The following is a 26,060-nucleotide window of genomic DNA, read 5'->3' on the forward strand; positions in this document are numbered from 1 at the left end:
CTCATTGCACCGTCGAGTTGTCGCGGACGTCGAAGTCCTTCTGTGTCCCGACGTCGTTCTCGTCCTGCGGGAACGTGAGGTCGAGGTCGACATCCATGTTGAATTCGTTGATAACCTCCTCGGTCGCCGGGTAGACGCCGACCATCGACACCTTCGTCTCCTGCATCTGGGTCTCGACGTCGTACCCGCGTGACGTGATCGCGTTCGCGGAATCCCCGATCGCGTAGGGCACGTGCCCGTCGGGGTACTTGTCCTCTAGGCTCTGGCCTTTGAACACGCCGCCCCAGTGGTACGGCAGGAACACTTCCTGTGGGTTCGGTCGGTTCGTTACCCGCGCCTTCACCAGGACGGACCCGCGGTCCGTCGAGGCGATGACGATCAGGTCGCCGCCGTCGATGCCCAGGTCCTCCGCCATATCCGGGTGGACTTCGGCGTACATGTGCGGCTGGAGGTCGGCGGTGTGGATGTTGTTTCGCGTCTCCGCACCACCGCCCTGGTGTTCGACCTGTCGACCGCTGGTCATGATGGTGTCCAGGTCGGGCCCGTCGTCCTGGTTGTGGATGATGTCCGTGGCCCGTTCCTGCTCGACGAGGTTGTTCTGGTCGAGCCGGTAGAAGTTCCGCTGCTGGCCGTTTGCCGGCCACTCGTTCAGCAGTTCCGTGTCCGGCCCCTCGATAGGCTCGCGGTGGATCGGCACCTTATCGAGGAAGCTCCAGACGACGGCCCGTGCCCGTCCGCGCCCGGTCGGCGCGTCGGGCTGTTTGAAGTCGTACTGCTCGTAGAACTCGGGGTCGACCCCCTCGCCGATCATCGTTTCGAGGTACTCGTCGAACACCGCGCTCCCCGTGTCGGGATTATTGAGCGCCTGCGCGGCGGTGTACACCGACTCCTGGTTGTCGAGCGCGTACTGCTGTGGGATGGTGAGTTCGTCCGGCTGAACCTCCTGCGTGGGGTCGACGAGGCTCTGTGGCGGGGTCACTTTCCAGCCCGGATACTCCGGAATACCGTGGATCATCCCGTCCGCGGCCGTGTCGTCGTCGTCAGCCCATTCGGGGTTGTACGGCGCACGGGTCAGGTCCAGGGCCTCTTCCTGGCTCTCGTAGCGGTCCCCGACGGCATCGAGCGTCTCCTGCATCGGGTACTCGTCGTCCGTCGGCATCGCGTCCCAGTCGTCCGGCGTCGGTGCCGAGACGCCCCAGCGGGTCCGGAAGTCCTGTCCCCCGTTGTTGGGGTCGAGGTCGTCGTTCCAGATAATCGGGGTGCCCGGATGGTCCTCGCCCCAGCAGGGCCAGGGGAGCATCCAGTACTCGCCCGCGACCGGTGTCCCCTCGGCCCCTTTGAGGTCCTCGTTGGAGAACGCCCAGTCGTACTCCAGGTGCTGCTGGAGCCGTTCGGGTGTCTGTCGATACCCGATAGTGTTGGTCCCGAGGTTGAACTCGCGGATCACGCCCTCGTACGAGGACTTGCCGTTGTAGAGATCCGAGCCCGCGCCCCAGTCGAAGTGCTCGCCGAAGCCGAGGTAGCCGGCGAGTTCCTGCATGATCTGGAGGTCCGGCTTGGAGTTGTGTGCCGGCGAGCGGACCGGTTCGGACCACTGCACCGACCGGTTCGTGTTGGTCAGCGAGCGGTGGTGTTCGTACTGGCTGGACGCCGGCAACAGCAGCACCGGCGGTCCGTCCTCGTAATCCGGGAGGACGCTCGCGACCGAGGGGAACACGTCGATGACCACCAGCAGATCGAGGTTCTCCATGCCCTCTTTCATCTGCTCCATCTCGCTGATGGAGTTGGCCGAGTGCCCCCAGAAGAACGCGATTTTCGTCTGGTCGGGCTGGTAGATCGGCGTTTCCTGGTACCGGTCTTCCTGATCGAGCGCCGACTCGAACCAGCGGGCCACCGTCAGCCCGTTCTGGAACATCATCGAGTTCTCCGCCGGGTTATCCGGGCCGTGGTCCGAGTTCGGCGGCAGCGAATTCGCGTCCTCGTTGCCCTCGTACACCGGGCTCTGCCGGACGTACTTGTCCGGCGGCATCAGCTCGAACCGGTTGTACATGTCCGCGAAGGACGTGTCGCCGCTGGTCTCCGGCGTCCGGTCCCATATCTCGGCCCACCACGACCAGCCGCCGGGTGACAGGCCGTAATACCCCGGAAGGATGTGGCTCGCGACCGCGAGGTCGGTCGCCCCCTGGACGTTCGCGTGGCCACGCATGACCTGGAGTCCGCCGCCGCTCCGGGCCGCACTCCCGGAGGCCAGACTGGCCATCGCGTACGAGCGGATGTTCTGGGTCCCGTTGTTGTGCTGGGTCCCGCCCATCGCCCACTCGATCTGGACGTGGGGGCGGGCCTCGTCGATCATGTCGGCGATGCGCTCGATGTCCTCGGCAGACACCCACGTGATCTCTTCGACGGTTTCCTTGTCGTATTCGTCGAGTTCCGCATCGACGTCTTCCCAGCCCTGCACACGGTCGGTGAGCATGTTCTGCCCGCTTTCGTCCGCGTCGGGGTCCATCGCGAGCCCGTGCTTGTCGCGGAGCTCTTTGATGATCCCCATCATCAGGGCCACGTCGGTGCCCGGTCGGAACCGCATGAACTCGTCGGCATGTGCCGACGTCTTGGTGAAGCGCGGGTCCAGATTGAGGATGGTCCCGCCGCGTTTCTGCCCCTCGAGGATGTGCTGCATCGCGATGGGGTGTGCCTCGGCCGGGTTCTGCCCGATGATGATGTTCAGGTCGAAGTTCCGGTAGTCCTGAACGGTGTTTGTCATCGCGCCGTAGCCCCAGGTGTTCGCCAGCCCCGTCACCGTCGTGGAGTGGCAGATACGCGCCTGGTGGTCGATGTTGTTCGTGCCCATGAACGCCGCCAGTTTCCTGATGGCGTAGGCCTCCTCGTTGGAGTGGTGGGCGCTGCCGAGCAGCATCACGCTCTCGCGGCTGTGCTCCGCGTCGACGTCGACGGCCTCAGCCGGCGAAGTATCGTCATCCGGCCACAGCGCCCGGATGTCGGTCGCCAGGCGGTCGTAGGCCTCGTTCCAGCCGAGCTTGCGCCACTCGCCGTCCTCCTGAACCATCGGATGCTTCAGGCGCTTCTCGGAGTGTTCGGTCTCGTAGATGCCGGCCCCCTTCGAGCACAGCGACCCGGCATTTATCGGGTGTTCATGCCATGGTTCCATGCCGACGAAGGAATTACCCTCCTTTTCACCACGGAAGCCACAGCCCACCGAACAGTAGTTACAGATCGTCTTCGTCAGTTCTGTGTCAGTGTCTGTTCCATCCGTTTCCTCGCCGTTCTCCTGAAGTGCCCGACCAGCGCCGCTGACGCCGAGGGCGACCCCGCCCGCGAGGGCGCTCGCCTTCATGAACGAGCGCCGGTCGAGATCCAGTGAGACTGGTTCCTGTTGTGTACTCATGGTGAATGGTGCCCACCCATTACCGATGCTGTCCGCGTTTGCCACGCAGTTTGGTCTATCATTGTCTGTCTAGACGTACCCAACATTCTATGTCATCCATGATAAAAGGTGTCATATTTTACCATGATTAGTCCTGGAATTTTTTGACCGGCCAAAAATTTGGGGTTATATTCACGAATAGATGTGTGAACTCTCCGCAAGGTCTATAACTGGGACAGGGTTTTGGATGATTAATGAACACGGGTGCCTTTGTGTGTTCCTGTGGGGGATCGTGTGACATCGACCTCGAAGCGGTTCGGGACGGCGTCGACGACGTCGACGTCGTGGCCAGTTCCGAACTGCTCTGCCAGGACGGCCTGGCCGGGATGTCACAGGTCATCGAGGAGTACGATCTCGATCAGGTCATCGCGACGACGCCGGAACCGTCGTGCCAGGACCGCATCCGCGGGTTAGCCGACGAACACGGCCTTCACCCCGAGGCGTCGGTGTTTGTCGACCACCGGGAAACCAACGCCTGGGTCCACGACGAGGCAGCGGCCACCGACAAGACGGCCCGGCTCATCAACGCGAAACAGGCCGGCCTGCGCGAGGAAGCGCCGTCCCGAACGGTGTCGAAAGACGCCGGGAACCGCGTCGCCGTCGTCGGCGACCCCGGCGCGGCTCGCTCACTGACCGAGGACGCCGACGTGACGTTCATCGCGGACGGCCGGGACTTCGCCGACGTGGAAGGCCTCGGTGACGTGACGATGGAACGCGGCCGCGTCGTCGACATCGAGGGTTCCTACGGCGAGTACGAACTCACCTTGGAGGCCCGCGTCACCGACGACTGCATCGACTGCATGGACTGCGTTCGGGAAGGGCCGGACGGAATGGTGACGGAGTTCCCCGTCGACATCCACCCGGACGCGCCCGACGGTGAGTGGACGAACACCTGTCCGACTGACGCTATCGACTTAGACGGCGTCACCCACACCGTCGAAGTCGACCAGGTCATCTATCCCGGCGGCCGCGACGACGCCCGCGGCGGTCGACTGGGTTTCTACACCGGGCCTGTCGATGCCGGAACCATCGCCGCCGTCGAATCGCAACTGGGCGGGATCGAGAAACCGCAGTTCCTCGACCTCGACATGGACGTCTGTGCCGCCGGCGAGTCAAGCCAGGAGGGGTGTACGGCCTGCGTAGACGCCTGTCCCCATGGTGCGGTCGACCGGCCGACCATCGACTCCGTCGAGTTCGACGAAACCGCCTGTGAGAACTGTGGTGCCTGTACGAGTGCCTGTCCGACCGGCGCGACACAGCTCCGTGAGCCCTCGAACCGGCGGCTCGCCCGCGAGGTCGAGGCGCTGCTGGAAGACGACGCGGACGAGGGGCTGCTCTCGCGGGGTGACAGCAGGGGTATCGAGACGCAGGTCGTCGCGTTCGTCTGCTCGGAGTACGCTGCCGAACGGCTCCGGGCACACGGGCGCAAAGCCGTTCGGTCGGGCGACCTCGACTACCCGCCCATCCTCCCGGTGCAAGTCAACTGCACGGACACCGTCGGCGAGGCTCACGTCATGCACGCGCTCGCCGCTGGCGCGGACGGCGTGGCAATCGTCGGCTGTGGCGGCTCCTGCCTGCACTCCGGCCCCGACCCCAAGCAGGAGCTAGTCGACCGGCTCAATCAGGCAACGACCGACCTCGGGCTGGGCGACCGCGTTGGCTTCTTCGCGCCGGAGGCCGGCAACCCACAGGCCTTCGTCGAGTCGCTGTCCGGCTTCGTCGAGTTCGGGTTAGACGAGACACCGATCCCGGCCGGCGACTACGAGGCGACCGGCCGCAGCGACACGGACCGCGGAGAACCCCGCCCCAACCCCGACTTCGACTCCCACGGCTGGACCCTGGAGAGCGTCCGGACCATCCTCGATCACGTCGAGCCCGAACGCGAGGTGATCCGCGGGCTGAAGGACTTCGGCGTCATGGACGTCAACGACTCGTGTACGCTGACGCCGACCTGTACGAACCTCTGTCCGACCGACGCCATCAAGCGGACCGGGCAGGGCGAACTGGCGTTCAACCACGCGGACTGTGTCAACTGCGGTCTCTGTGAGGAGGGCTGTCCGGAGACGGCGATCACGATGCACGACGGGCTCGACCTCTCCCTGCTCCCCGAGAACCGCGACGGCGAGGCCTGGACGACGGTTCACGAGGGCGACATGCTGGAATGTGTCCGCTGTGGCAAACCCTTCACCAGCGTCGCCTCCGCCGACAAGATCGAGGACGAAGTGGGTGACCAGGTCGAGGGACTGGCCCCCGACGCCGAACACAGCGTCTTCGAGTACTGTAGCGACTGTCGGAGTCGCCTGCTGTTCGACCAGGGGGAGAAACGATGAACGACGCGGCCGTCTACGAGGCTCGCCTCGAACTGGTGGATTTCGTCATCGACGTGTTCTGGGACGTGCCCGACGAAGCGTTCATCGAGCGGCTGTTGACCGGCGAGGTACAACTGCCGGAAGACTCCATCAACGACCAGCTCGACGAGGGCTTCGAGATGCTTGCGGCGTGGATCGACGAGAACGCCGATCAGTCGGTTTCGGCGGTGCAGGACGACCTCGAACGGGAGTACACGAACCTGCTGGTCGGCCCGCGGCCGCCGGTGTTGCCCCACGAGACCAACTACCGGGAGGACACGGAGTTCATCGGCGAGGGCCTTGCCGAGGTCGATGCCAGCTACGCCGCGGCAGGGTGGTCACCACCCGAGGACTACCCCGAGGAGGACGACTTCGTCGCCGTCGAGATGGCGTTCCTGCGGTATCTCATCGAGCGCCAGCGCGAGGGGGACGAGGAGACCGTCGGCTACGAACGGGTGTTCATCGAGCAACACCTCAGCGAGTGGGTCGTCGACTTCGCCGACGAGATGCGCGAAGAGGCCGACGACGGCCTCTTCCTCGCGGCGGCGCTCATCTGCGAGGGGCTGGTCCGCTTCGAGGACGAGATCGTCGCCCAGATCGGCTAAGCGAACGGCTACCGGATTCGGAGCACGAGCCCCATGCTGGCGACGAGGCCGACGACCATCAGGACCTTCACCGCCGGCAGCAGGAACGCCATCGCCTGTTCCATGAGAAAGAGCGACCGCCAGGTGTTGACCGACCGGGCGATGACCGCGACCGCGCCCGCGCCCGCGACCAGCACGCAGAGGAGCGTGACCGACGCCGCCGCGAGCACGCCGAAGGGGTCCGCGCGCAGTCGCTCACGCATCGGGGACCACCCGCCGACCGACGACGAGGACCAGGAACAGCGGGATGAGGACAACGAGCAGTCGGCTGACGAACAGGCCGACGTAGCTGATCGTCGATTCGAGGTGGATCGCCCAGTGCCAACTCCCCTTGAGTTCGGCGATGAGGCCGATCGTCCCGACGACAAGCAGCGACAGCGCCAGAAGCGTGGCGAGGGTGTAGACGAGCGTCCGCAGGTATCCGAGTAGCGTCGCGGCGTCGATCCGCGAGGTCGACTGTTCGGTCGCCATCAGCTTTCCTCCCCGGCGTAGTGCTGCTGATAGATATCGTACGTGATGACGACGAGGACGACCAGCCCGACACCGAGGACCGCCGCGCCCATGTCGGGTGGAAACGGGAGGTCAAGTCCCGATTCCGTATGCATGAGGGTAGTTAGCATGGGCAATGATACGGACTGACGAGTAAAAAACCGTTGCGACCTGTTCTTCTGAGACAAAGTTTTTCTCTGCGTAGCCCATCCCTGTGATATACTACCATGACTTCCCGCCGTGGGCTGTTGCTTCGGCTCTCCGCGCTCACCGGAGCGGCCGGTCTCAGCGGCTGTTCGTCCCTGCTGGCCAGACAAGCGGAGTCGCCGACGGGCGACCTCGACCCGAATCCACGGGCCGACGAACTCCCGATACGGCAACACGCCTGGAACGCGCGCCTCCGGAGCGACGCCGCCGGCAACGACCTCTTGCCGCGGCATTTCCGGCTGTTCATGCTCGATCTCGACGCCGCCCCGTCGGACGCGGCCGCGGAGACTGTCGAGCTAGCCATGCGAACGCTGGAAGACGCCTACGAGTTCAACAGTGATGGGCTCCTGCACATGCTGGGCTGGGGGACGAACTACTTCGACACGTACGGGTCGCTCGATTCGTCCCCGATACGCAGCCCGCGGGTCCTCTCCCGGACGGACGACCCCGACTTGCAGTCCTTCGACGCGATACTCGTCCTCGCGAGCGACGTTCCCTCACACCTCTCGGCCGCCGAGTCGGCGATGTTCGACACGCGGCCGACGCTCGCGGACGCGGAGATTCAGGGCCGGCTCGGCGACGTGTTCTCCGTCGCCGACCGCCGCGGCGGGTTCGTCGGGGAGGGGCTCCCGGCGGCCCACGCCGACGCGGAGGGCGTCCCCGACGATATCCCCGAGGAGTCCCATATGTTCTCGGGCTTTTTCGCCGGCCGGAAGGGGACACAGGCCAGCGAGGACCGCGTCACCATCGACGACGGCCCCTACGCCGGCGGGACGACGATCCACCTCTCGCGGATCAACGAGGCCTTCGACAACTGGTGGGAGCTCGCCCAGTCCGATCAGGTCAAGCGGCTGTTTTCGGCGGAGTTCTCCCCGGAAGACATCGGTAGGGGTGGCCTCCCCTTCGCCGACATGGTCCGCGAACACGCGAGCGAGGACGGCGAAGTCGGGCACTTCGAGAAGGTCGCCCGCGCCCGCAAGGACGGGGAGCCGATCATCCTCCGACGGGATTTCAACACGGTCGATGGCGGCCAGGCTGGGCTTCACTTCCTGTCGCTACAGGAACGTCTGCGGGACTTCGAGGAGGTCCGGGACGCGATGAACGGCTGGTGGCTCCGGGAGGAACACGACGACCTCCGGGACCGACAGAACAACGGCCTGCTGGAGTTCATCGAGGTCGCGTCGCGCTCGAACTTCTACGTCCCGCCGCGCGACAAACGGGCCTTCCCGGCCCCGTAGCTGTCGCTCTTGAGGTGACTGCGGTCGCAAAAACGGCGTGAGACTGGACCGGACGCCGGCGGTGGGTTACTCCTCGTCGTCGGCTTCAGCGGTCGTGTCGTTCTGGTTCACGTCGTTGGGCCACACGCCGTGGTCCCAGACCTCGAAGTCGTTGAACGTCTCTGTCGCGCCCTTCGGTTTCCATTCTGTTTCTTCGTGTGCCATTGTATGTCACCAGTCGTAGTGACCGGGCTTAAGTTTTGATGCCGTCACTCCGACGGCGTCCCCGGCGGTTTCTGCTCGTCAGTCACTTCATCGAGGAACGCGTTGGCGTAGAGATCGACGTGCATCTTCAGGACCGCGCTCTCGTCGATCCCGCTCTCCTCGGCCTGCCGACGGAGCAACGCGGTCAGTTCCTCGGTCGGTTCGTACCGTATCTCGCGGCCGTCGACCGCGAACTCCACGTCGTGGGACTGTGAGACGAGGTGTTCGATCTCCAGCAGCGCCTGCTCGACCTTGGTCTCCATCGCCTCGTCGATCTCCTCTAGCCGCCGGTCGGCCCACTCTTCGGCCGCCTCGTACAGGCGGTCGCTCACCTCGAAGGCGAGCGTCAAAACGACACCCCCTCGCCCTCGAACTCGGGCGTCCAGAGCGTCGTCTCCTCACACACCGGACAGTTCTGTCGGCGCGGTTGCCCCTCGAACGCCGAGAGGTCGATCATCTGGCCGCATTCCTCGCAACTGTAGTACGTCATTCTTCGGATGGGGGCCAGGACTGTGGAGCCGGGTCTGCCTCGGTGATCTCGGAGTACAGGACCACGAGCGCCCCGAGAACGATGGCTAACACCATCACTCCGGCGATGCCACCCAGCGCGTTCTGGCCGACGAACGATGCCGTGCCGGTCGTGAAGTCGAGGGTCGACAGTACTTCGAACAGTGTCAGTAACAGCCAGACGAAGGCACCCAGTACCACGAACGTGAGTATCTTCGACTGTTGGACCGCGGTTCGGAGTGTCATTGTCGTTCGTGTATGACATTGACGATCATGTGTTATAAACGTACGGCGTTGTGCGTCGGTCACCCTGGGGTCGAGCGACCGTGGACATAGAGGTACGCGACGCCGATGAGGGCATACGTTCCGCCGAGACCGGCAAAGACTGTGTCGCCCTGTCTGGTCCCGAGTATCGCCTGAACGAGGCCGACGAGAACCATCGCCCCGCCGATCAGTCGCGCCCGGGTAGATTCGTTCATGCGATCCGTTGGTCTGGCAGAACGGATAACTATTGAGGACGAGCGTATCCAGCGGTCTGTACACTCACTCCGTCGCGAGTTCCCAGTCCGCCTTCTCGGCGGCGTCGGCGAGCGGGATGAACTCCCAGCCCGTCCGCTCGGCGATGGGTTCGTCGTCCGGCCGGCCGACCAGCACCATCCGCTCGGCGTAGAACATCGAGTGCTCGTCGATGTCGGCGAGGCGTTCGGCCGGCTCCTGGCCCGCGCCGCTGAAGAAGTCGGCGTCGATGCCGTTGTCGCGCTGGAACTTGTTGATGACGAAGGCGTCGACGTCGCCGACGATGCCGACCCAGTCGGCCCACGCTCGCGCCTCCTGAAAGACCCGCTGAGGGTCCGCGAACTGCCGGGCCGCGTCGTAGGTCACGGCCATCGTCATGTCGTCGATGCCGCCGCCGTGAGGCCCGCTCGCTTCGACGGACTCCCCGCCGGCGGCTGGGTCCTCCGCGACGTTTGAGGCCGGGTCGGTATTTGTCGCGGCCGCGCCGCCCGCGCCGCCGCTGTCGGTCGGGATGCCGACCGGCTTGTCCTTGTTCTCCCGCGGGACGTGAGGGACCGCCTGGCCGACGGGGTCCGCACTGGCAGTGTCTCCTCCGTTCACCTCGACACCAGTGTCCGCATCAGTATCCGCACTTGCGGCTGCATCGGGACTCTCGGTCTCGGCGTCGCTGTCTGGTCGAACCGACGCGGTCCCGGAATCCGGTTCGTCTTCGGGGTCGCCCTCGCCGCTCCAGAACCAGTCGCCCCGGTTCGGCGTCTCTTCGTCGTCCTGTACGTTGAGTTCGTCGAGATCGATTTCGTCTGTCATTCTCCGAGTGTCGTGTCCGCTGGTAGTGTCGATTGATCGACGGCGTCCACGAGGCCGAGCCGCTCGATTGTCTCGGCGGTGGGCCGGCCGTCGGCGTCCCAGCCGCGCTGGCTGTAGTACTCGTCGAGCATCGCGTCGAAGGACTCGGTGTCGATTGCCGCGCCCGCGTTCGGTCCCGAGTCGAGCGGTTCCTGCAGTTTCGCCGGGAGTTCGTCGTCGGCCCGCGAGACGCCCTCGCGGACGTTGAACAGCCGTGTCAGCGTCCACACCCGCTCGCCGACCGTCGCGAGGTCGCCGTCCGCGTCCAGACCGACGGCGTCGAGCCACTCCGCGCCGAGGTCGTCGAAGACATCACCGACGAAGTCGTCAACGACGAGACACCACAGCACCGACCGCTGGTCCTGTTCGCGGATGACAGCGGCGGCCGCCCGCTCGGGGCTCCAGTCGCCGTCGAAGGCCTCCCGCTCGATGGGGAGCGCACGCCGGTGACAGGCCCCGCGGTCGCTGGTCGCATACGCCAGCGCCATGCTCCGCGCGCCGCGGGGGTCGTACGCGGGCAGTTCCATGGCCTTGACCGTCGGCAGGAGGTCGTCCCCGCCCAGACGGGCCGAGGCCGCGTCGACGCCGTCAGCCAGGGCGTCCCCGAGCGTCGTCTCCCGCGCGACGATTTCGTTCAGCAGCGCCCGCGCGTCGTCGGGACGTCCGTAATCGAGCGATTCCTCCAGCAGACCGGCGTTGCCGGCTTTGATGGCCCACGCGACGGCGCTCCCGGCGCTGATGAGGTCGAGGCCGAGTCGGTTGCACGTCTCGCCCAGCGCCGCCACGGCGTCGAAGTCGTCGATGCCGAGGCCGGCCCCGAGACTCATCGCCGTCGCGCCCCGCGGGACGGTTTCGCCGTCCTCCGTCTCGACGCGGAAGCCGCCGGGGCTGCCCTCGTCGTCGTACTCCCGGCCCGCGGCGAGTTCCTGGACGGCCTCGATGCCGACCCCGTCGGCCCCCTCGAACTGGCCGTCCTCCCAGCCCCGCGTCGAGAGCGCGCCGACCTCGTTGGCGAAATCCACCGTCTCGACGGTCCCGCTGGCGTGGAGCCACTGTCCGGTGTCGCCCTCGCGGTACCGCTTTGCGTACTGTTCCCGTAGCTCCGCGAGGTCCGTCGGCGGGTCGCCGCGGACGACGACGGCCTTCAGCCGCTTTGCGCCCATCACTGCCCCGGCACCGCCCCGGCCGGCGTGGTGTTCGCCGCCGTCGGAGGCGATTGTCGCGAACGCGACGCCTTGCTCGCCCGCTGGGCCGATACACGCCACCGCAGCGTCGGGAAACGCCGCGTCGGTTTCGGCTGTGTCCTGGCCCCACGTCTCGGCGGGTTCGACCGTCGCGCCGTCGTCCTCGACGACGAGTTCGACCGGCTCCGCGGCGCGCCCGGTGACCAGAATCCCGATGTGGTCCTGTAGCGCACCGGCCAGCGTGTCCGGGAACGTCCCGCCCGCGTAGGAGTCGAGGAAGCCGCCGGTCAAGGGCGATTTCGTGACCGCCGCGTAGCGTGTTTCGCCGGGGAGTAACCCGGAAACCGGCCCGAGCATGAACAACAGGACGTTCTCGGGGCCTAGTGGGTCGGTGCCGGCGTCGAGTTCGTCGTACAGGTACCGAGCGCCCAGACCCTTGCCGCCCACGAACTGCCGACGCCACCGCTCCGGAACCGGATGGCTCTCGACTGACGCCGACGACAGGTCGACGCGTAGTATCCGGTCCCGGTTGGCTACTGTCATCACCAGCCACTCTGCCGTCTGTCGACTAAAGGATTACCCCAATCAATCATGCACGAAGCACCTTTCTACCGGACCCGTGAAGACGGGGTATGCGCGCAGGAGTCATCGTCGCCGGCGGCCGGTCGACGCGGTTCGGGGACAGCGACAAGGCCGTCGCCGACCTCGCTGGGACGCCGATGATCCGCCGCGTCGCCGACCGACTGGGACAGATCGTCGACGAACTCGTGGTGAACTGCCGCGAGGACCAGGTCGAAGCCATCGAGGCGGCGCTTTCGGGCCACGCCCTTGATCCGGCCTTCGCGCTCGACGAGGACCCCGACCGGGGACCGATGGCAGGCATCGCGACCGGGCTGGCTGCCGTCGACAGCGAATACGCCGCCGTGGTGGCCTGTGACATGCCCTTCGTCGACCCGGCGTTCGTCGACTACCTGTTCGAGCGGGCGGCGTCCCACGAGGCCGCGGTCCCGCGCCCGGATGAGTGGTTCCAGACAACACAGGCAGTGTATCACGCCGACGCAATGGGCGACGCCTGTCGGCGGGCGCTGGAGCGCGGCGAACACAAGGTCGTCGAACCGCTGTTCGACCTCGATTACGTCGTGGTCGAGCGCGAGGAAGTACTCGAACACACCACACTGGACACGTTCGAGAATCTCAACACTCGCGAGGAGTTCGAGGCCGCTATCGAGCGGCTCTAAGGGCCGCTGCGGCCGGCCGTACTCAGACGACAGCGACGAGCGGGTCGTCTGCTCGCATCTCCGCGAGCACGACGCGCGGGACATCGGCGCGCCCGTGGATTTCCTCGGCGACGGCCCGCGCACTCGCTTCGAGTCCCTCGTCGTCGACCATGTTGAGCAGTGGAATCGCGGTCGCGTCGGCTGGCACGTCCTTCAGCCCGCCGCGGTCACCTGCGAGCACCACGGCGACGTCCTGCGGCCGGATCTCGTCGCCGGGGTCGAGCCCTGTAATCGAGGCGACTTCGTCGACCCGGTGGACGATGTCGTCCGTCAGGGGTTCGCCGACGACGTGGGCGCTGGCGATGGGAACGACAGTCGATGCCGTCGAGGGTAGCTGTGGCTCGCGGTCGCTCGGCGCTTTGAACTCACGCATCCGCGCGCCGTCGGCTTTCACCAGAATCGGGTGGTCGACGTCTGCCAGGTCGGCGACGGTCGCCGGGTCGTAGCCGCGGTAGCGGTCCGGCCGTTCCTGTGCCGGGACGACACCCAGCGGCCACGCAGACGCACCGTCGATAGCGACCCGCGGGGTTTCCGTCACGACAACATCCGCGACCCAGCCGTCGAAAATCGGGATCCGGACTGTCGCGGTGACAACCGCGCGGTCCAGTCGGCCGGCAAGCGCCGCCATCGTCGTCTTCTTGCCCCCGGCGCCGACGAAACAGGTGGTCCCGTGCTCAGCGTCCAGCGCGTCGACGATGTCCATACCCACTGCACGATAGTGATCGGATTAACCGTTACCCTGGTGTGCGATGACAGAACCGGACCAGTCACGTCATTTAAGGGGATGTGCTGTGAATAGTTAGCAAGGAAATGCTCGAAGACGACTTCGGTCGCGAGGTGTCCGGTGTCCGCGTCTCCCTTACCGACCGGTGTAACTTCGACTGCGTCTACTGTCACAACGAGGGCTTGGGAGACACACGGGGCCCGATGGAGGCACAGGACGACGAACTGACTGCCGACACGATCGTCGCCTTCCTCGAAGTCGCCGCCGAGTTCGGCGTCGACTCGGTGAAGTTCACGGGCGGAGAGCCGATGCTCCGGGAGGACTTAGAGGAGATCGTCCGGCGCGCCCCCGACGAGATGGAGGTGTCGATGACGACCAACGGCACGTTCCTCCCCGGTCGCGCCCCGGACCTCGTTGACGCGGGCCTCGAGCGGGTCAACGTCTCGCAGGACGCGCTGGACAGCGAGGCCTTCGCCGAACTGACCCAGAGCGGGGCTTACGACCGCGTCCTCGAAGGCGTCGAAGCGGCGCTGGACGCCGGCCTGGAACCGGTGAAGCTCAACATGGTCGTCTTTGAGCCGACCGCGGGCTACGTCCCGAAGATGGTCGACCACGTCGCCGAGAACCCCGGCCTCCAGCTCCAGCTCATCGAGTACATGCCGGAGCTGGCCGGCCACCCGGAGTGGGCCATCGACATCGACCGCGTCCACGACTGGCTGGAAGACCGCGCCGACACGGTCGAACACCGCGAGATGCACGACCGCAAGCGCTACTGGATACACAGCAACGAGGCGGCGACCGAAGGGAGCGGCGCTACCACCTCGTTGGCCGCGTCCGACGGCGGCGTACGGACGGAGCCGGTCAACAACCAGAACAGCGGCATGGTCGAGATCGTCGACCCCGTCGGCAACGAGAACTTCTGTGCGAACTGCCACCGCGTGCGCCTCACGCACGACGGCTACCTCAAGGGCTGTCTGAACCGCAACGACGACCTGCGGGATATCGGCACCACGAAGGAGTCGATGCGGGCCGCGTTCCGCGAGACGGTCGACACCCGGGTCCCCTACTATGGGGAGTACATGGTCGAGACCGATGACGGCGAGTGGGAGATAAACGAGGAATACATCGACACCGACGGGGACCGCGCGCCCTACGAGTACTCGGAGTAGCGGCCGCCCCGGGCAAACGCTCTTACTGTTCCATCGTCAAAACCGGCCCAGGATGAGTTTCCCCTTCCGCGACCAGACCACGGTTTCGCTGTCGTGGAACGAACTGACCGGCGCGGTCGGGGACTCGGCGACGGTGCTCCCGGTCGTCGTAGCCGTCGCCGTGCTGACGGAGCTCTCGCTCCCGGTCATGCTCGTCTGGTTCGGCGTTTTTCAGGTCGTCTGGGGGCTGTACTACGGCGTCCCCATCTCCATCGAGCCGATGAAAGCCTTCGCCGCGCTGGTCATCGCGGGAACCATCTCCACCGGCGAACTCGTCGTCGCTGGGCTCCTGCTGGCCGGCATCCTGGTCGCGCTCGGAACCACGCGGTCGCTCGGAACGGTCAATCGGTACGTCGACGACACCGTCGTCCGCGGGGTGCAACTCGGCGTCGCGCTGGTCCTGCTGGAGACCGGGGTGGGTCTCGGACTCAGCGACCCGCGGCTCGTAGCCGTCGCCGTCGGCGTGGTGGCGGTCCTCGCAGTCGTCGGCTACAGCGGCCAGAGCGCCTTTGCCGTCTTCGTCATTGGTGTCACCATCGCCCTCGCAGAAACCGGGGTGCCGACGCCGGCCGTCCCCGCCGCCGACGCCATGTTCATGCTTCCGACGATGACGCTGTCGGCACAGACGGCGGAGGCAGTCCTCGCTCAGCTCGCAGTCACGGTCGGCAACGCCGCCCTCGCCACGTCGGTCCTGCTCGCGGACTACTTCGACCGGGACGTGTCCGCGGACCAGCTCTCGAACAGCATGGGGCTGATGAACCTGGCCGCGGTCCCCTTCGGCGCGTTCCCGATGTGTCACGGGAGCGGCGGCGTCGCCGGGAAGTACGCCTTCGGCGCGAGAACGTCCGGCGCGAACCTGATACTCGGTGCGGGCTACATCCTCACCGCCTTCCTCGCCGTCGGCGTCATCGCGGCCTATCCGACGGCACTGCTCGGCGTCATTCTGGTCCTCATCGCGCTTCAACTGGGCTGGACCGGCGTTTCCAGAACGGACGATCTGGTGGTCGTCGCGGCAATCGGTGCCCTCGGCGTCCTTGTCAACCTCGGGCTCGCGTTCGTCCTCGGCGTCCTCGTCCAGCAGCTTCGGTCCCGGCTGTGACGTGGCGGCTGGCCCCCACACGCTTGTACTAGGAGCCCGAAGCGTCGGCTGATAGATGCGCCCCGCAACGGAACTCGAAAACCTGCTCGGAGAAGCGGAGTCGCTCACCATCGTCTGTCACAACAACCCCGACCCCGATTGTCTGGCCAGCGCGCTCGCGCTCGGCCGCATCGCGGCTGCCGTCGGTATCGACGAGCGGCGCATCCTCTACAGCGGCGAGATCTCCCACCAGCAGAACCGCTCGTTCGTCAATCTGTTAGAGATGGACCTTCAGGAGTTCGACGCGGCCGACGTGACGGACCGGGCGTCCTCGGAACTGCTTGCCTTCGTCGACCACTCGATACCCGGGTCGAACAACCGGGTTCCCGAAGACGTCTCGGTCGACATCGTCATCGACCACCATCCCGCCGAGGACATCCGAGCCCGGTTCGTCGACCACCGCGTGGAGAGCGGGGCGACGGCGACGATACTGACAGAGTACCTGCAGGACCTCGAGATCGAACTCGACGATCGGCTGGCGACCGCGCTGCTGTTTGCGATCCGTCGGGAGACGCTGGGGTTCCTGCGCGGCGTGACCCCGGACGAGTACGGGGCCGCCGGCTTTCTGACGGAAACGGCCGACGCGGACCTGCTTCGACAGCTCTCTTCGCCGTCAGTCAGCGGCGCGACCGTCGACGCCATCGCGGATGCCATCGGAAACCGGACGGTCCGCGGGTCGGTGCTGATCTCACACGTCGGGCGGACGCCGGAGCGGGACGCCCTGCCGCAGGCGGCCGACTACCTGGCGACCCTGGAGGGCGTCGAGACGGCCATCGTCTTCGGTATCGTCGAGGACACCATCCAGCTCAGCGCCCGGTCGACTGATTCCCGGGTCAACATCGGTGACGTGCTGAACGACTCGTTGGGCGATGTCGGAAGCGCGGGCGGCCACCGCGAGATGGCCGGCGGCGAGGTGCCGCTTGGCATCTTCGCCGATTACACGAGCGACGACACCGTACTCGTCGACATCGTCGAGCAGGTGATCTCGGCGCGGCTGTTCGCCGGGTTGAACCTCTCGGACGAGAGCTGACCTTTCAGGATAGCCGGAACGTTTCGAGGTTCTTCGGGTTGTGTGTCCGCATGTTGAACTTCTGGTACAGCGCCGAGGACAGCTGGTTCGTCGTGGACGCGTCGCCGTGGACACAGAGGATCTTCTCCGGTCGCGGGTGCATCGTCTCGACGAAGGACTCCAGCCCCTGCCGGTCGGCGTGGCCGGAGAAGCCGTCCACCGTCTCGACGCCCATCCTGAGGCTGACCCGCTCGGCACGCGGGCCGCTCGTGTCGCCCAGCGTGATTTCGTCCTGGCCACGCTGGATCTGGCGACCGAGCGTCCCCTCGGCCTGATAGCCGACAAAGGCCATCGTGCTGTTCGGGTCGCTGCCCAGTAGTCGGAGCCAGGACATCACGGGGCCGCCGGTGACCATCCCGGAGGTGGTCAGGATGATCGCCGGCTCGTCGTCGGCGATGTCCTGGCGCATCTCGTCGCCGCCGTCGACCTGCTCGAACTGCTCGGCCAGGAAGGGGTTCTCGTCCTCGTAGAGGATGCGCTGTCGGAGGTCGTCCCGCAGATACTCCGGATACGCAGTGTGGATGGCCGTCGCCTCCCGAATCATCCCGTCGAGATACACCGGCATCGTCGGGATGTCGCCCTTCCGCATCGCCTCTTCGAGGACGAGCATGAGTTCCTGGGACCGACCCACGGCGAAGGCCGGAATCAGGATTTTGCCGTCCTTCTCGTAGGCCTCGTTGATGACGTCTCTGAGGACTCGCTCGGAGTCTGACTGGTCGGTCTGGTAGTCGTTCTTGCCGCCGTAGGTCGACTCGAGCACGAGCGTCTCCACCCGCGGGAAGTCGTTGACCGCGCCGTCGAGCAGGCGGGTGTCCTTGTAGTGGATGTCCCCGGAGAAGGCGACGTTGTACCGCCCCTCGCCGATGTGGAAGTGACACACCGCCGAGCCCAGGATGTGACCGGCGTTGTGCATCGTGAGTTTGATGTCGGGCGCGATGTCGGTGACGTTGCCGAACTCCAGCGGAATCGTGTGTTTCAGCGCGTCCCGGACCTGCTGGCTCTCGTAGGGCGGTGTCCGCCCCTCTTTGGAGGCCACGTCGAGGTAGTCCAGCTGGAGCAGCCCCATCAGGTCCCGCGTCGGTGCGGTCGTGTAAATCGGGCCGTCGTAGCCGTACTTGAAGAGGATGGGAATGAGCGCGGAGTGGTCCAAGTGGGCGTGTGTCAGAACGACGGCGTCGAGGGAGTTCGGCCCCGCGGCGAGCGCCTCGGGCGCTTGGAGATACGGGACCTCGCCCTCGGCGCCGGGTTTGTCGCCGCAGTCGATGAGGATGCGGGATTCGGGCGTCGAGAGGATGAAGGCGGCGCGCCCGACCTCACGACAGCAGCCCAGCGTCGTGAGTCGCACCCAGTCCTCGTCGCTCGTGGTTGGGCGGTTGATCTGGCGGCCAACGCGCTGGAGGATGTCCCGTCGTTCTTCGCGTTCCTGTTTGAGGTAGTTCCGGACGTTCGAGACGGTCGAGGACTCCATCGGCGGCGTCCGGACGACCTCAGGGGTCCAGCCGACGGAGGCGGAAATCTCGTCCAGCGTCGCCCCGTGGCGGCCGATGACCCGTCCCGGTTTTTCTGCCTCGATGAACACCTCGCCGGTCTGGCGGTCGAAATCGAGGTTCTGGACGCCCGCATCTTCGGGGATCGTCTGCGTGATTCGAGCCCGGGCTTCGTTCGGCGGTACGAGGGCTCCCTGCGTAGGGCGAACGTTGATCCGTTTTCGGAGCGTCTGAGCGAGGTTCCGGACGATACCGTCGCGGTTGGCGACCGTCTGTGCGTCCGGCGTGTAAATAACCAGTTCCGGCCCCTCGAAAGCGACGGAATCGATTTCGATGTCGTCCGGTGTCTCTTCTTCGACCTGTGCTTTGATTCGATCAAGTGTTTCGTCTGCGGAACTCATAAGTTTGGAGATGGAGGCCCGATAGCCGTCGGAAAACCACGGCCCTCAATTGCCGTTATCTAGCGGGAGTGCGACCACGGTAAAGAACCTTTGCTTGTTTTGCTGTGTCAGTACGGCCCGTACATTGGCAAGAACCGGCGAGTTTTAGTGTGCGACTGCAAGATGTATCTATATGGGCTTTGGTAGCTACGATGAATCCGAACAGAAGGACAACGACGTAGACGCAGACGACAGCGACGGCGTTGCGGTCCACGAAAACGACCACGACGGGTCGGTTTCCTTCGAGACGGAGGCGTCAACGAGTGACCTCGTCGATAAGCTCGGCGACATGAAAGACGAAGACGAGGAGTAACGCCGTCGACCGGGCCTCAGAACGGCGCTTCCTGACCGACTTTGTCCGCGAGTTCGCCGCGTTCGTCGAGCTGTTCGAGGATATCGCTCCCGCCGATGAACTCCCCGTCGACGAACGTCTGTGGAATCGTCTCGCGCCCGCTGTGGCGCTCTAGGGCCTCCCGGTAGGCGTCGGTCGCCTTGAGTACGTCCACTGTTTCGATGTCGTCGCGGTGCTGTTGCAGCAATCCGAGGGCCTTCTTCGAGTAGCCACACTGTGGCATCAGCTCGTTGCCTTTCATGAACAGGACGACCTCGTTGTCCTCGATGACGCTGTCTACCTGATCCGTGACTTCTTCGGGCGAGAGTTCTTCGGGCTCGAATGCCATACCCTCACTAACGGCGTCGGCAATAAAGGCGTACCGACGGGGCAGGGGAGGCCGCGTCACCGGGATACCCGGCTACTCGGCTTCTTCGGGCGTCAGCGTCGTCAGCTCGATGGCGTGGATGTCACGCGTGAGATGGTCGCCCAGCGCGTCGTGGACAAGCTGGTGCTGGTCGACCAGCGATTCACCCTCGAACGCTGGCGAGACCACGCGTACCGCGTAGTGTTTGTCGTCGTCCGGGTCCCGCGGTGTGGTGACCGTCGCCCGTGCCTCCGGAAGCGATTCCTCGATGAGTTCGGCGACCGCATTTTCGTCCATACCCGCTCTGAAGAGAGGAGCGGGCAAAACAGTTGGCGTCCCGGTCAGGGGGTCACCAGTCGGGCGACAGTTCCCGACCGATACCGACGCCGAGGACGACCAGTCCCAGGAGTGCGAGCGCGGCCCCGCCGAGCCAGCCCGGCGAGAGCGAAGGTCGTAGCCGGACCATCCAGAGCCCAGCCACCAGCGCTAGTCCGCCGGCCACGACCAGTGTGACGAACCGCTCCATACCTGCATCTGTGTCGACCGGCGGTAAATTCCTGCCGGCGTGAACCACAGGTGTTTGTGCCTCGGGCGCCTACATAACGTATGAGCGACGCAACGCTCGTCTACGACGACGACTGCGGCTTCTGTACGTGGTGGGCGGACTTCATCGACGAGCGGTCAGACCTCGAAATCATCGGCTTCTCGGAACTCGACGACGAGTTGCTGGCACGCCTGCCAGACGACTACGAGTCCTGTTCGCACCTGGTGACCGACGACGAGGTGTACTCCTGTGGGGAGTCCATCGAGACAGCGCTCACCTACACCGACATGGGCAAGCCGGCGCGGCCGCTGGTCTCGTTTTTCAGCCAGTTCGAGGACTACGAACGGCTCCGCGAGCGGGCCTATCGACAGGTCGCCGATAACCGTTCGAAATGGGGGAAACTCATGTCGAAGACCCCGCCGGCGCGCAGGGACGACTCGAACTGACGGCCCGTTTCAGACCCGGGCGAGTTGCAGGTCGCCCTCGCTGACCGGGCTGACGTAGGTGCCGACGCGTTCGCGCTTCCACCACCGGCCGGTTTCGCGGCGCTCCTCGGGCGTCGTGAACCGGTATCGGTAGCGGACCGCGCGGACGTGCGTGGGTGTCGTCTCCGCGAACGGCACCGAGGCGAGCAGTTTCTCGGTGGCCTCGTCGCCGGCCAGCAGCCGGTCCAGCAACACGAGGAACCACGCACTACGACGGGGCGAGGGAGCCATCGCTGCGAACCACAGCTGCCAGTCCAGCCGGTAGTGGTACGGCGCGACCTGCCGCGGCCGCTGGCCGGGGTCCGTAGGCTTGCCTTTGAATTCGTAGGTCCGCCACTCCGTGTCGGCCGTGACGACGTCGTCGGTGGTCCCCTGCACGACGATCTCATATCGATGGCGGGTAATCGAGCCGAACGCGCCGTAGGTGTTGACTAATCGGAGCGGGTCGAAGGCGGTGTTCATCACCTGCCGCTCCGAGAGGATGTTCCGGACCGGGTCGACGCTGCGCCAGAGAACGACTGCGGCGAGCACGACAGCAATCGCCTGCAGATACAGCGGCGGCGCAGTCACGCTCGGCGTGGTGGCCGGGAGGACCGACGTGAGGACGCCGTCGCTGAACGTCGCGATGGCCTGGACGATTGTGAGGGCGTTGAGCCACGAGAAGTTCCCCGTCAGCATGAGCCAGCCCTGGAAGCCGATGGTTGCAAGCCCCGCCACTGACGCCCAGGGCTGGGGCGCGAAATAGAGGAACGGCACGGCGACTTCGACGACGTGGTTTCCCAGCACCTCCAGTCGGTGGAACCGGTCAGGCAGGTGGTGGACGTACCAGCTCACCGGGTTCGGGATCGGCTGTGTCTCGTAGTGGTAGTCCAGCGCGGTGAGGTCCCGCCAGCAGTCGTCCCCGCGCAGTTTGATGAGCCCCGCCCCGAACATATTGCGGAACAGCACCCACTTGAGCAGCCAGATCACGACGACCGGCGGCCCCGTCGACCCCGCGCCGAGAACCGCCGCGAGGAAGCCGGTCTCCAGCAGCATCGACTCCCAGCCGTAGCCGTAGAAGGTCTGGCCGGCGTTGACAAAGGAGAGGTACAGTGCCCACAGGGTGAGCCACAGTAGCATCGACACCGGAACCGCGTACGGGCTCGGGAGCCACGACGGGAGTCCGACGAGCGCGAGCCCCGAGAGGACCACACCGGTCCAGGCCGTGACCCCGATGGCGCGGTCGCTCGGATAGTAGTAGAACAGGCTGGGACGGTCACGGAACGTGTGGCGCTCGACGTACTGCTGTATCGGCAGCAGGCCGTTTTCACCCGCGAGCGGACGGAACTGCGTGGCCGCGACGAGAAACGCCAGCAAGTAGATGACCGCCAGCCCCCGGTGGAAAAGGACCCTGACGAGCCAGTACGCCTCTGCCTCCCACGGCAGCATACTCCGGATGTGGCCCAGCCACGGACTAAACCGTACCGGGCGGCGGTTTCGTCAGCCGCAGCCAGCCGTCGCCTGTCCGCTCAGGCCATCAGTTGCTGGTGGGTCGGCTTCATACAGCGGTCCTGGACGACGCGGCGACCGGCCGCCTCGGCGCGTTCGACGGCGTCGTCGTCGTGGATGCCGAGCTGGAGCCAGATAACGGCGTCGTCGTCCCGGTCCAGCGCCGCGTCGACGATGTCGCTGACCTCGTCGCTTGGCCGGAACACGTCGATGATATCGATCTCGCCGGGAACCTTCGAGAGCGAGTCGTACGCTTTCTGGCCGAAGATCTCGTCGGCGAAGGGGTTGATCGGAACCACCTCGTACCCCTGCTCGTGGAGGTACTTCGGGATCTCATGGGCGTCCTTGCCGGGGCTGGTCGAACACCCGACGACGGCGACGCGGTCCAGTTCGAGAATCTCTCGGAGTTCGTCGGCAGAACTGACAGGCATATCCGGACCTTCGCCGGGCAGCGACAAAAGGTATTGCCCGCGGGCGCTACTCTGCTGACTCGTCGGACTCTGCCGGCTCCTGCAGGTAGGTCTGTCCCCATGCCGCCATTTCGGTGATTACGGGCTCCAGTGACTCCCCGTGTTCGGTCAGCGAGTAATTGACGCGAAACGGCTGTTCGTTGATCACTTCTCGGTCGACGAGCCCTTTCTCCTGCAGATCTTCGAGGCTGTCAGAGAGTACTTTGGAAGAAATCCCGTCGACGTTCTCTTTGAGTTCGTTAAATCCTGACGGTCCGTTCTCGAGCAGTCGGTGAATGATAACTGGGTGCCACTTCTTTCCGATAAGGGAGGCCGTCGTGGTTATCGGACACCACTCTTCGCCGGCACACCAGACGGAGAGCTTCTCCGGTGAATCACTCATATCTTGTCGATATTTCGGCCGCGGACGGCTAATAACTACCCCTGTACAGGTGGGCGGAGCTCATAGCGGACACAGCGCGGAAACCCACCCCTGCAGGGGTGGGAGGAAGCGCGTAAGCTCCGGGGACCAAACCACTACACAACAGCCCGGCCTACTCCCCAACGTACTTGAACCAACAGCAATACATATGAAGTATGGATGTGCGGCGCACTGTCCCGGTCAAACTCGACGTTGACAGTGACGACGCCGCGCTCCTGCGTGAGACAGTAGACGAGTTTCTGTGGGCGGCAAATCGCGTCGTAGACCATGCCTTCGACGGTGAATACGTGGAAACCAGTAAGACCACGTTGCATGAAGAAACCTACGACGAGATACGTAACCGAACACGGCTCCACAGCCAGCACGTTCAAGCCGCCCGGAACAAAGCCGCTGATGCGTGTAAGGGCGTCGTCGCACGGTGGCAACAGGACGAGTACGCCGGAAAGCCACACTTCTCAGCACCGACTGTCGTGTATGACAAGCGGTGTGCTACCTTTCATGACGACCACGCTTCGCTTGCTACGATAGATGGACGAATCGACGCCCAGTACGTCCTGCCCGACGACGAGCGGGACACTCCCCACACCGAGTACCTGTTTTCCGACGACTACGAGGTGACTGGGGCAGAGTTACACCACAAGGACAGCGAATGGTTCCTTCACATCCGCACAAAGGCGGAAGTGGAGTCTGACACACCGGAACAAGAGACGACCGGGCACCCAACGGTCCTCGGCGTTGACCTCGGTGTGAACCAGCTCGCGGTCACATCAACCGGAACGTTCTGGAGTGGCGCGGAGTTCGACCACTGGCGGCGCGAATACGAACAGCAACGTGGCGATCTCGGAAAGTGTGGTACGCGGTGGGCGCACGAGAACATCCAGTCTGTCGGTCGCAAAGAGACTGGGCGGTTCACACAGATGCTCCATCGTATCGCTAACGAAATCCTCGCAGAAGCCACAGACCACGGCTGTACGGTGATAGCGTTCGAGCAACTGACTGGTATCCGCGACCGGCTCCCCGGTGCATCGTGGGGACACAAGTGGGCGTTTGAGCGGCTGTACCAGTACGTCGAGTACAAAGCCGAGCTATGCGGTATCAACGTGGAACAGGTGGACCCTGAGAACACGTCGCAGCGATGTTCTCACTGTGGGTTCACGCACCCTGACAACCGCGACGGCGAGAGCTTCGAGTGCCTGAAGTGTAGCTACCAGAACCACGCAGACTACAACGCCGCGAAGAACATCGGACTGCGGTATCTCCGCCGGAACCAAACTGGGGACGGCGGAGGCGCACCCGTAGGCGTGCGCTTGAACAGCGGGATGTTGAACGCGAATGGAGAGTATGAGCCTCCTGCCGACAATTCGGCCCGAGCGGGAGTCCACGCTGAAAGCCCACGGCTTTAGCCGTGGGTTAGCTTACTGGAAAGCAGTGCTTTGGGAGTGTACTGAGTCCGTCGATACCCCCACCGCATCGTCTGACTGCTGGGTGTGATAGATGGCTGACCAAGCCAGTGACGCGGTCGGAGGGCCGCTCTATATAAATCACGTCTGTACAGACATTCTCGTGTTTTGAGGGACTTGGACCGTCGGAACAGGCAGTTTCAACCAGTACTATAGGTCGACAAATCGGACGCTCAAACCGTATGAATTGGAAATAACACATCGGATTGCTGAATGGTTTTCGAGACGACCAGCGCCACAGTATATGCAATCACAGGGACACCTAGTCGAGAGTCGACGTTCGGATCGACCGACTTTCAGCCAAGGTCAAGTAGCTATATATTTATCTAATTATTTAGTGTATTCTTGTATGGCCTCAGTCACCGTGTGGAACGAAAACCAACACGAACGGGCGACAGGCCCGGCACATGCTATGTACCCTGACGGGATCCACACGACGCTCGCTGCGATGTTCGACTCCTATGGCCACACCGTTCGGACAGCGACACTCGACGACCCAGAACACGGATTAACCGACGAGATACTCGATGAAACCGACGTGTTGCTGTGGTGGGGCGATGTCGCACACGACGCCGTCAGTGACGCGGTCGCGAACCGCGTTGCACGGGCAGTCCGCGACGGAATGGGGTTCATTCCACTTCACTCCAGTCACGAATCGAAGCCGTTTGAGTCGCTCATGGGGACGACTGGCACTTTGCGCTGGCGCGAAGAGGGGGAGCGAGAGCACCTCTGGGTCGTCGAAGCGGACCATCCCATTACTGACGGGCTCCCCGAGGAGTTCGAACTCGAACGGGCCGAGATCTACGGAACGGGGTTCGACCTGCCGATACCGGACACCCTGGTAACGGTAAGTTGGTGTGACGACGGCACGGTGTTTCCCAGCGGGTGTTGCTATCATCGCGATGCAGGGAGGATATTCTACTTTCAACCTGGCCACGAGACGTTTCCAGTGTACCACCAGCCGGTCGTTCAGCGGCTATTACACAATGCCGTTACGTGGGCCACCCCGAGTGAGACCGACCGCCCTGGCGTCGAGGCACTCTAACCGTCAGGACACCCTTGTGCTGCCTATTGGTTCCATCTGCCCTCGCTGCTCAGACCGGCGTGAAGGACCGGATCGTGCCTACAAAACGGTAATTAGGGGATCTCTGATCCAACGGTAGGCGCTGTTTTATCCCAGTAGTACAACCGAAGGCGACTGTAAACTTAGAGGCCTGGATCACGACCGTGATTCAGCATGCGAGGACAACAGCGGAGCCGTGGACCGATTCCAAAGGGTTTGTATCGGATGACTCCGGAGAGTGGCCTATGACAGAGAACGTGGTCGTGCTGGGGTCGGGATATGCCGGTGCGGGCGCAATCAAGAGCCTGGAAGACGAACTGAATGGAGAGGCGGATGCCGATATCACTTGGATTTCTGACGTGGACTACCACCTGGTGTTGCACGAGTCCCACCGTTGCATTCGGGACCCGAGCGTCCAGGAGAA

At 64.6% G+C, this 26,060-nt stretch carries 30 protein-coding genes and 1 pseudogene; 12 read left to right on the plus strand and 19 right to left on the minus strand.

The features are described from left to right. Position 1: 1 nt before the first annotated feature. Entirely contained in the window at positions 2-3,403 is a 3,402-nt protein-coding gene (locus ACY9XZ_RS19275) for a formate dehydrogenase subunit alpha (protein ID WP_463458611.1), read from the minus strand. A 233-nt stretch (positions 3,404-3,636) separates the two neighbouring features. Between ACY9XZ_RS19275 and ACY9XZ_RS19280 the strand changes: the two genes are divergently transcribed. Next, the gene (locus tag ACY9XZ_RS19280; protein WP_463458612.1) at positions 3,637-5,772 is read left to right on the plus strand and encodes a 4Fe-4S dicluster domain-containing protein; all 2,136 of its coding nucleotides are present in this window, start codon (positions 3,637-3,639) and stop codon (positions 5,770-5,772) included. Next, a complete protein-coding gene (locus tag ACY9XZ_RS19285) occupies positions 5,769-6,395 on the plus strand; it encodes a TorD/DmsD family molecular chaperone (RefSeq protein WP_463458613.1) in 627 nt (208 codons plus the stop codon). The genes ACY9XZ_RS19280 and ACY9XZ_RS19285 overlap by 4 nt, the downstream gene beginning before the upstream one ends. A gap of 8 nt (positions 6,396-6,403) precedes the next feature. Here ACY9XZ_RS19285 and ACY9XZ_RS19290 read toward each other — a convergent pair whose 3' ends face one another. The 3 genes from ACY9XZ_RS19290 to ACY9XZ_RS19300 are packed head-to-tail and all read right to left on the minus strand — an operon-like array spanning position 6,404 to position 7,054. Next, positions 6,404-6,637, minus strand: coding sequence for a hypothetical protein (locus ACY9XZ_RS19290; protein ID WP_463458614.1), 234 nt, complete (start codon positions 6,635-6,637; stop codon positions 6,404-6,406). Next, a complete protein-coding gene (locus tag ACY9XZ_RS19295) occupies positions 6,630-6,905 on the minus strand; it encodes a hypothetical protein (protein WP_463458615.1) in 276 nt (91 codons plus the stop codon). The genes ACY9XZ_RS19290 and ACY9XZ_RS19295 overlap by 8 nt, the downstream gene beginning before the upstream one ends. Further along, complete coding sequence (locus ACY9XZ_RS19300) at positions 6,905-7,054, minus strand: hypothetical protein (protein WP_463458616.1); 150 nt, start codon at positions 7,052-7,054, stop codon at positions 6,905-6,907. Before ACY9XZ_RS19300 ends, ACY9XZ_RS19295 begins: the two co-directional genes overlap by 1 nt. 96 nt (positions 7,055-7,150) lie before the next feature. Here ACY9XZ_RS19300 and ACY9XZ_RS19305 point away from each other — a divergent pair, with 96 nt between their 5' ends. After that, on the plus strand, positions 7,151-8,368 hold the full coding sequence (locus ACY9XZ_RS19305; protein ID WP_463458617.1) for a DUF7405 family protein: 1,218 nt from the start codon (positions 7,151-7,153) through the stop codon (positions 8,366-8,368). Between the two features lie 66 nt (positions 8,369-8,434). Here ACY9XZ_RS19305 and ACY9XZ_RS19310 read toward each other — a convergent pair whose 3' ends face one another. The 7 genes from ACY9XZ_RS19310 to ACY9XZ_RS19340 all read right to left on the minus strand — a co-directional run bounded on the left by ACY9XZ_RS19310 (position 8,435) and on the right by ACY9XZ_RS19340 (position 12,210). After that, positions 8,435-8,572, minus strand: coding sequence for a hypothetical protein (locus tag ACY9XZ_RS19310; RefSeq protein WP_463458618.1), 138 nt, complete (start codon positions 8,570-8,572; stop codon positions 8,435-8,437). A 44-nt stretch (positions 8,573-8,616) separates the two neighbouring features. Then, entirely contained in the window at positions 8,617-8,961 is a 345-nt protein-coding gene (locus ACY9XZ_RS19315; protein ID WP_463458619.1) for a hypothetical protein, read from the minus strand. Then, on the minus strand, positions 8,958-9,101 hold the full coding sequence (locus ACY9XZ_RS19320) for a hypothetical protein (RefSeq protein ID WP_004591875.1): 144 nt from the start codon (positions 9,099-9,101) through the stop codon (positions 8,958-8,960). The genes ACY9XZ_RS19315 and ACY9XZ_RS19320 overlap by 4 nt, the downstream gene beginning before the upstream one ends. Continuing rightward, positions 9,098-9,364: a hypothetical protein gene (locus ACY9XZ_RS19325; protein WP_463458620.1), complete on the minus strand. Its 267-nt coding sequence runs from the start codon at positions 9,362-9,364 to the stop codon at positions 9,098-9,100. The genes ACY9XZ_RS19320 and ACY9XZ_RS19325 overlap by 4 nt, the downstream gene beginning before the upstream one ends. A gap of 59 nt (positions 9,365-9,423) precedes the next feature. Next, entirely contained in the window at positions 9,424-9,597 is a 174-nt protein-coding gene (locus ACY9XZ_RS19330; RefSeq protein ID WP_463458621.1) for a hypothetical protein, read from the minus strand. A 64-nt stretch (positions 9,598-9,661) separates the two neighbouring features. Continuing rightward, positions 9,662-10,441, minus strand: coding sequence for a DUF7124 domain-containing protein (locus tag ACY9XZ_RS19335; RefSeq protein WP_463458622.1), 780 nt, complete (start codon positions 10,439-10,441; stop codon positions 9,662-9,664). After that, positions 10,438-12,210, minus strand: coding sequence for an aldehyde ferredoxin oxidoreductase family protein (locus ACY9XZ_RS19340; RefSeq protein WP_463458623.1), 1,773 nt, complete (start codon positions 12,208-12,210; stop codon positions 10,438-10,440). Before ACY9XZ_RS19340 ends, ACY9XZ_RS19335 begins: the two co-directional genes overlap by 4 nt. Positions 12,211-12,296: 86 nt before the next feature. Between ACY9XZ_RS19340 and ACY9XZ_RS19345 the strand changes: the two genes are divergently transcribed. After that, on the plus strand, positions 12,297-12,902 hold the full coding sequence (locus tag ACY9XZ_RS19345; protein WP_463458624.1) for a molybdenum cofactor guanylyltransferase: 606 nt from the start codon (positions 12,297-12,299) through the stop codon (positions 12,900-12,902). Between the two features lie 22 nt (positions 12,903-12,924). Here ACY9XZ_RS19345 and yqeC read toward each other — a convergent pair whose 3' ends face one another. Then, complete coding sequence (yqeC, locus tag ACY9XZ_RS19350; RefSeq protein ID WP_463458625.1) at positions 12,925-13,644, minus strand: selenium cofactor biosynthesis protein YqeC; 720 nt, start codon at positions 13,642-13,644, stop codon at positions 12,925-12,927. A gap of 107 nt (positions 13,645-13,751) precedes the next feature. Here yqeC and moaA point away from each other — a divergent pair, with 107 nt between their 5' ends. The 3 genes from moaA to ACY9XZ_RS19365 are packed head-to-tail and all read left to right on the plus strand — an operon-like array spanning position 13,752 to position 17,041. Then, the gene (gene moaA / locus ACY9XZ_RS19355; protein WP_463458626.1) at positions 13,752-14,834 is read left to right on the plus strand and encodes a GTP 3',8-cyclase MoaA; all 1,083 of its coding nucleotides are present in this window, start codon (positions 13,752-13,754) and stop codon (positions 14,832-14,834) included. 52 nt (positions 14,835-14,886) lie between these two features. After that, positions 14,887-15,972: a putative sulfate/molybdate transporter gene (locus ACY9XZ_RS19360; RefSeq protein ID WP_463458627.1), complete on the plus strand. Its 1,086-nt coding sequence runs from the start codon at positions 14,887-14,889 to the stop codon at positions 15,970-15,972. Positions 15,973-16,027: 55 nt separating this feature from the next. Next, complete coding sequence (locus ACY9XZ_RS19365; RefSeq protein ID WP_463458628.1) at positions 16,028-17,041, plus strand: DHH family phosphoesterase; 1,014 nt, start codon at positions 16,028-16,030, stop codon at positions 17,039-17,041. Between the two features lie 4 nt (positions 17,042-17,045). Here ACY9XZ_RS19365 and ACY9XZ_RS19370 read toward each other — a convergent pair whose 3' ends face one another. Then, positions 17,046-18,968, minus strand: coding sequence for a beta-CASP ribonuclease aCPSF1 (locus tag ACY9XZ_RS19370; RefSeq protein WP_463458629.1), 1,923 nt, complete (start codon positions 18,966-18,968; stop codon positions 17,046-17,048). A 172-nt stretch (positions 18,969-19,140) separates the two neighbouring features. Between ACY9XZ_RS19370 and ACY9XZ_RS19375 the strand changes: the two genes are divergently transcribed. After that, positions 19,141-19,320 carry a DUF5786 family protein gene (locus tag ACY9XZ_RS19375; protein ID WP_463458630.1) on the plus strand — a complete coding sequence of 60 codons (180 nt, stop codon included), beginning with the start codon at positions 19,141-19,143 and terminating at the stop codon, positions 19,318-19,320. 16 nt (positions 19,321-19,336) lie between these two features. On the opposite strand, the gene ACY9XZ_RS19380 is transcribed toward ACY9XZ_RS19375, so the two are convergent. The 3 genes from ACY9XZ_RS19380 to ACY9XZ_RS19390 all read right to left on the minus strand — a co-directional run bounded on the left by ACY9XZ_RS19380 (position 19,337) and on the right by ACY9XZ_RS19390 (position 20,231). Continuing rightward, positions 19,337-19,687, minus strand: coding sequence for a glutaredoxin family protein (locus ACY9XZ_RS19380; RefSeq protein WP_463458631.1), 351 nt, complete (start codon positions 19,685-19,687; stop codon positions 19,337-19,339). A 72-nt stretch (positions 19,688-19,759) separates the two neighbouring features. Further along, entirely contained in the window at positions 19,760-20,002 is a 243-nt protein-coding gene (locus tag ACY9XZ_RS19385) for a BolA/IbaG family iron-sulfur metabolism protein (protein WP_463458632.1), read from the minus strand. Between the two features lie 52 nt (positions 20,003-20,054). Beyond that, a complete protein-coding gene (locus ACY9XZ_RS19390) occupies positions 20,055-20,231 on the minus strand; it encodes a hypothetical protein (protein ID WP_463458633.1) in 177 nt (58 codons plus the stop codon). Positions 20,232-20,311: 80 nt separating this feature from the next. Here ACY9XZ_RS19390 and ACY9XZ_RS19395 point away from each other — a divergent pair, with 80 nt between their 5' ends. Next, positions 20,312-20,695, plus strand: a complete 384-nt coding sequence (locus tag ACY9XZ_RS19395; RefSeq protein WP_463458634.1) for a thiol-disulfide oxidoreductase DCC family protein — start codon at positions 20,312-20,314, stop codon at positions 20,693-20,695. A gap of 9 nt (positions 20,696-20,704) precedes the next feature. Here the strand turns inward: ACY9XZ_RS19395 and ACY9XZ_RS19400 are convergent, their stop codons facing one another. The 3 genes from ACY9XZ_RS19400 to ACY9XZ_RS19410 all read right to left on the minus strand — a co-directional run bounded on the left by ACY9XZ_RS19400 (position 20,705) and on the right by ACY9XZ_RS19410 (position 23,074). Next, positions 20,705-22,162 carry a lipase maturation factor family protein gene (locus ACY9XZ_RS19400; RefSeq protein WP_463458635.1) on the minus strand — a complete coding sequence of 486 codons (1,458 nt, stop codon included), beginning with the start codon at positions 22,160-22,162 and terminating at the stop codon, positions 20,705-20,707. Between the two features lie 80 nt (positions 22,163-22,242). Continuing rightward, the gene (locus ACY9XZ_RS19405) at positions 22,243-22,653 is read right to left on the minus strand and encodes a CoA-binding protein (RefSeq protein WP_463458636.1); all 411 of its coding nucleotides are present in this window, start codon (positions 22,651-22,653) and stop codon (positions 22,243-22,245) included. 46 nt (positions 22,654-22,699) lie between these two features. Continuing rightward, a complete protein-coding gene (locus ACY9XZ_RS19410) occupies positions 22,700-23,074 on the minus strand; it encodes a winged helix-turn-helix transcriptional regulator (RefSeq protein ID WP_463458637.1) in 375 nt (124 codons plus the stop codon). A 194-nt stretch (positions 23,075-23,268) separates the two neighbouring features. Between ACY9XZ_RS19410 and ACY9XZ_RS19415 the strand changes: the two genes are divergently transcribed. The 3 genes and pseudogenes from ACY9XZ_RS19415 to ACY9XZ_RS19425 form a co-directional block, all read left to right on the plus strand. Beyond that, positions 23,269-24,516, plus strand: coding sequence for an RNA-guided endonuclease InsQ/TnpB family protein (locus tag ACY9XZ_RS19415; protein WP_463458638.1), 1,248 nt, complete (start codon positions 23,269-23,271; stop codon positions 24,514-24,516). 406 nt (positions 24,517-24,922) lie between these two features. After that, a complete protein-coding gene (locus ACY9XZ_RS19420; RefSeq protein WP_463458639.1) occupies positions 24,923-25,618 on the plus strand; it encodes a ThuA domain-containing protein in 696 nt (231 codons plus the stop codon). A 263-nt stretch (positions 25,619-25,881) separates the two neighbouring features. Further along, positions 25,882-26,060: pseudogene (locus ACY9XZ_RS19425) on the plus strand (NAD(P)/FAD-dependent oxidoreductase); the annotation flags it as partial.

This window comes from Haloarcula sp. HT12 (assembly GCF_055271655.1).